General features: G+C 39.8%; 5 protein-coding genes. All 5 read right to left on the bottom strand.

Annotation, left to right across the window (positions count from 1 at the left end; genetic code table 11):
* Positions 1 to 30: 30 nt before the first annotated feature.
* The gene (locus ACH0QE_RS15620) at positions 31 to 498 is read right to left on the bottom strand and encodes a hypothetical protein (RefSeq protein ID WP_415801505.1); all 468 of its coding nucleotides are present in this window, start codon (positions 496 to 498) and stop codon (positions 31 to 33) included.
* A gap of 75 nt (positions 499 to 573) precedes the next feature.
* Positions 574 to 837 carry a hypothetical protein gene (locus ACH0QE_RS15615; RefSeq protein ID WP_415801504.1) on the bottom strand — a complete coding sequence of 88 codons (264 nt, stop codon included), beginning with the start codon at positions 835 to 837 and terminating at the stop codon, positions 574 to 576.
* A 63-nt stretch (positions 838 to 900) separates the two neighbouring features.
* Complete coding sequence (locus tag ACH0QE_RS15610; protein ID WP_415801503.1) at positions 901 to 1,791, bottom strand: carbohydrate kinase family protein; 891 nt, start codon at positions 1,789 to 1,791, stop codon at positions 901 to 903.
* A gap of 310 nt (positions 1,792 to 2,101) precedes the next feature.
* Positions 2,102 to 2,839, bottom strand: a complete 738-nt coding sequence (locus tag ACH0QE_RS15605) for an SDR family oxidoreductase (protein WP_415801501.1) — start codon at positions 2,837 to 2,839, stop codon at positions 2,102 to 2,104.
* The coding region (locus ACH0QE_RS15600; RefSeq protein WP_415801500.1) for a M28 family metallopeptidase at positions 2,826 to 4,217 on the bottom strand (1,392 nt) is incomplete at its 5' end. The genes ACH0QE_RS15605 and ACH0QE_RS15600, both read right to left, overlap by 14 nt.

The following is a 4,217-nucleotide window of genomic DNA, read 5'->3' as shown; positions in this document are numbered from 1 at the left end:
CGATGGATAATATATAGAAGTTTCTCTTGTTCAAGACCTCTCTCCTTCCTTATAAGATAAAACTCTCCCTAAAACGAATCCATAAATCCAGTGACCCGCCATCCAAAATAAAAAGGCATATCCACTTGTGATGGGCGGTGTCCTTTCTGAGAGAAACGTTGTTGGATATAGCAGCAGACCAACTATTAAGCTAACTCTAATAACAAAGCGGTGTATTGCTACTTTTCCTAATCCTTTTTTGATTATGTAAAAGTTCAAAACTATGGCGAGCCCTATTGAGATCACCATATGCAAACCAAACTCAACAACTTCAGATAATTTTAAATCCTTAAGAATCGGTATGTAATCAACATTCAGCAATAAGGTATACACTTTAAGGCGTGTTATAGATTGGATTAGTTTTAAAAACAAGCCAAGGACTATCCCTGATATCAACCCTCCGACTAATGGTTTTATTTTTGCATTGATAGGACTTCTTCCTCCTCTAACTAGATTCATTCGTTACCTATTCGGGAGAAATAGCAGATATTCCTTTGTTCAAATAGAAAAAAGCAAGTCATTTAGACCTGCTTTTCATTGGTATAGCGACTTAACTCTCTCAAGGTCGCTTAGCAATTGGTTTATCTCAGATTGAGTCAACCTGACCGGCAACTGATCATATAGTGTGATAATTTGCCCATCAGGATCATTTTCGTGATTCTTCAAATATTTATAAACTGAATCCATCTGGCACTCTTTAAAAATGGATTGCGTTTCAAAGCTTTTTACCCGCTGCAGAGAAAATTCGTTTATGGCTTGATCAAACTCACCTGAAATGATCTTCCCCTCGAGAAACATTCTATCACTCCTTTTGTATGGTGAAGATATTTTCCCCCATACCAAGGAACTAAACACATCGAGTTAGCCAAAATATTTCTGATACTCTTCTTCAAGTAGTCGAGAATTTAATTCCTCGTATGCTAACTCCTTGGAAGTGATACAAAGTCCAGCACAAACTGTTCCCAGCTTAAGGGATTCCTCGGTTGATTTCCCCTTTAAAAATCCGAACAAGAAACCTGAAAAAAAGCTGTCACCTGCCCCGTTCGCATCTTTGTATTCATACTCGTTGATAATCGGAGTTTCAAGCCATTCCTGTCTTTTTGTCAGAGCCGTTGCCCCATTCTTCCCGTGTGTGCAGACAACCAGTTGTTTGCCCATGGATATCCACTTTTCCATCATGAATTTGTAATCAGGCATATTATCAGAGCTCACGAATATAAAATCAGCAATCTCGATAAAATCCTCGTGATACGGATTCCCGGGATTATAGTCATGCAAATCGGTCCAAACAGGTTTATTATATTTTTTTATCAGTGGAATCAGCTGCTTTGTATAAGCGATGATATTCAACACAACCAAGTCAGCCTCTTTGATCAGCTGCTCAATCCTGTGCATGTTTAGATGCATTTCTGATGATGACTGGGTAACAAATATTGATATTCTTTCTCCCTGGGGACTCATCAAATTGACATGTCTCTCTGTCCCCCGAGGATCATGGTCATAAACAAAATCGACACCGCCTTCATCCAGTTTCTTTCTGATTTTCGCTCCATACTCATCATTCCCGATAATGGAATGGAGTGTAGCAGGAACCTTCAGCTTCGACAGGTTCAATGCTTTCCCCGCGCCAGTAGAACCCAAAGTCTCAGTATATGCTGCATAATGGATTGTTTGCGGCACCGGATCTGGAAGTTTTTCCAGATGAATGACAGAATCGAATGTAGTTCCACCTATTATAAGAACATTGCCCAACTTATTTTCCTCCTTTTCCAATCAGCCCTTAATAGAATAACCAACAAAACCTATTTTTCGGTAATTCGAGCATAACAGTTAAAACTCTTGATTTTATTGATCTCTTTGTCCACTCATTAACAAATTTAAGAAAAATCTATGACTTTAGTGAATTCTTTATAGGGGAGAACACCCAATGGAGGGCCCCATTGACAAATAATAGCCACCCGTTTCATTTCAACAGGTGGCTTTTGATCGCTGGTAGAACTAATTGATGTTCTACCAGACTAATTTCATGATTTTAGACTTTAAAGGCTTCTGTTTACCTTCATTACCCCTGATTCGTCGGCCTAATTATGATCTCGTTAACCGCAACGGATGCTGGTTGAGATAAGGCATAGAAAACTGCGTTGGCAATATCCTCGCTTTTAATTGAAGGAAGTTCAGGATTTTCAAATATAGGCTTCACTTCTGGGTCAACAATTAAATCAGGCAGCTCCGTATCTACGACACCCGGGGAGATCGTGGTAGTCCTGATATTCGATTTGGTTAATTCCTTATTCAAGCCCTCCATAATCACCCTGGCAGCAAACTTTGTTGCACAATAAACTGTTCCTGAAGGGAAGATTCCATGTCCTGCAACGGAAGATGTCGTGATGATGTGACCGCTGTTTTTTTCTAGCATATGAGGAAGTACAGCACTTACACCGTGTAAAACTCCTTTAATGTTGACATCAATCATTTGATCCCATTCTTCCACTCTATTATTTTTCATATATGAAAGCGGCATGATTCCAGCATTATTAAAAAGCACATCGATTTGGCCATACTGTTCAAGTGCGAAACCAGCCAAATTTTGAACATCCTCCAAGGAAGTGACATCGGTAACTTTATAAACAGCTGTGCCGCCAAGTGAATGGATTTTCTCGGCTATCTCTTGCAATCGTTCTTCCCTCCTTGCAGCAAGAACAATTTTCGCACCTTCACTTGCTAATTTAACAGCAGTTGCACGACCGATTCCACTGCTAGCTCCTGTAATAATTACGACTTTATTTTTAATTGCCGACATAATTGCCACTCCTTTTCTCATTAAAAGTTAATAAATTTTGAGCTTCTATTAATGCATTTTTCAAAAAATAATTCACTTTATTAACCTGCCTGTTTATAGAGGTGTTCAACAAATAATACTCATGTGAGCCCTTTTCCAAAGAAGCGATTCTATTGATTGACGAGAGCGAGGGAACTGGCAATAAACCAACAGCCGGATCATGTTCGAAAAGGTCATTACTTACATAATTTAGAGGAACAAGACTACGTGACATTGCCATGATTCTCTTATTGATTTCCTTCTGGTCTTCAACCAACGGGCCCGAAGCTGGTAAAATAGGTTGCACCTTCATGAGTACGTCTTCAAGTTCATTTAAACGTTCCAATGTTAAGTCCAGATTCACTTTATCTCCTGCTGTTTTTTGATATTTTTTGATCGTAACTTTAATTTCTTGAACCGCAGCCAATTGGTTGATCGGTACAATAGGATCGGTTAAAACTTTATAGATTGAGAGAGCATAGATTTCACAATCGCGCTTTAAATTGGCCGGATCGATTTTATCGATTGTGTCTTCAACTGTATGCCACCACCAACCGAATCCTCCTGCCTCCTTTCCCGCAAAAACTTGAAACACTTTTTGGGACATCGGGTCATTAGATAATCGTTGTTCTGACATTCCCATATACAAGGAAGGAACTCCCACTCCCCAAAAAGATTGGTCAGCGTACTTTCCATATCTGCTTCCAATATAATCCTGGCCGGCTAATTCCTTCACATAGAGAGAGGCAATATCTTTAGTTTCACTCATACAGTTACTCTCGCTGAGGATAGTAGCTCCTTTGCCTCCGACAGAATCAACATAGAAATGCATTACGCAATTCTCGTGTATCTCTTCCCAATGCTGATCACAGTAGGCTTGTGAACCAGCATATCTGCCATGAGAATGTCCAGACCAAAAAGCAAAACGGATCGATCGTTTAAATTGCTCTCTATATTTTGATAGCACTCTTGCCACCTCAAGCATCGTCGCATTTGCAGATCCGTTATCCATGGCTCCGTAATGCCACGAATCGATATGGCCGCTGAATAAAACAAAATGCTCCGGTTCTTCTATACCTTTTATGTCGGCGATTAAAGTTGGGATTGGTATCCATTTTGTTTCAACCTCGGTATGTAGTTCTACCTGGCCCTTACCTTCGGAAATCAACTTTTTAATGATTTCACCAGTGTCATCATTTACTGAAACGACAGGAATCTTCGGCATATGGGAGATATTTTCGGCAGTGGGACTTCCCCAAACAGTTGAAACAATCATTTCATGTGTATAAGGTCCATTAATAAAGACGGCGGCGAGGGTTCCAGCACCACTAAGCTTTGCTATAACTTCTGGACTTGCAAT

Origin of the sequence: Mesobacillus sp., assembly GCF_047739415.1 — a bacterium.
Lineage (GTDB): Bacteria > Bacillota > Bacilli > Bacillales > Cytobacillaceae > Mesobacillus.
Note: the sequence above shows the minus strand (reverse complement) of the source record. Positions and strands in the feature narration are given on the sequence as shown.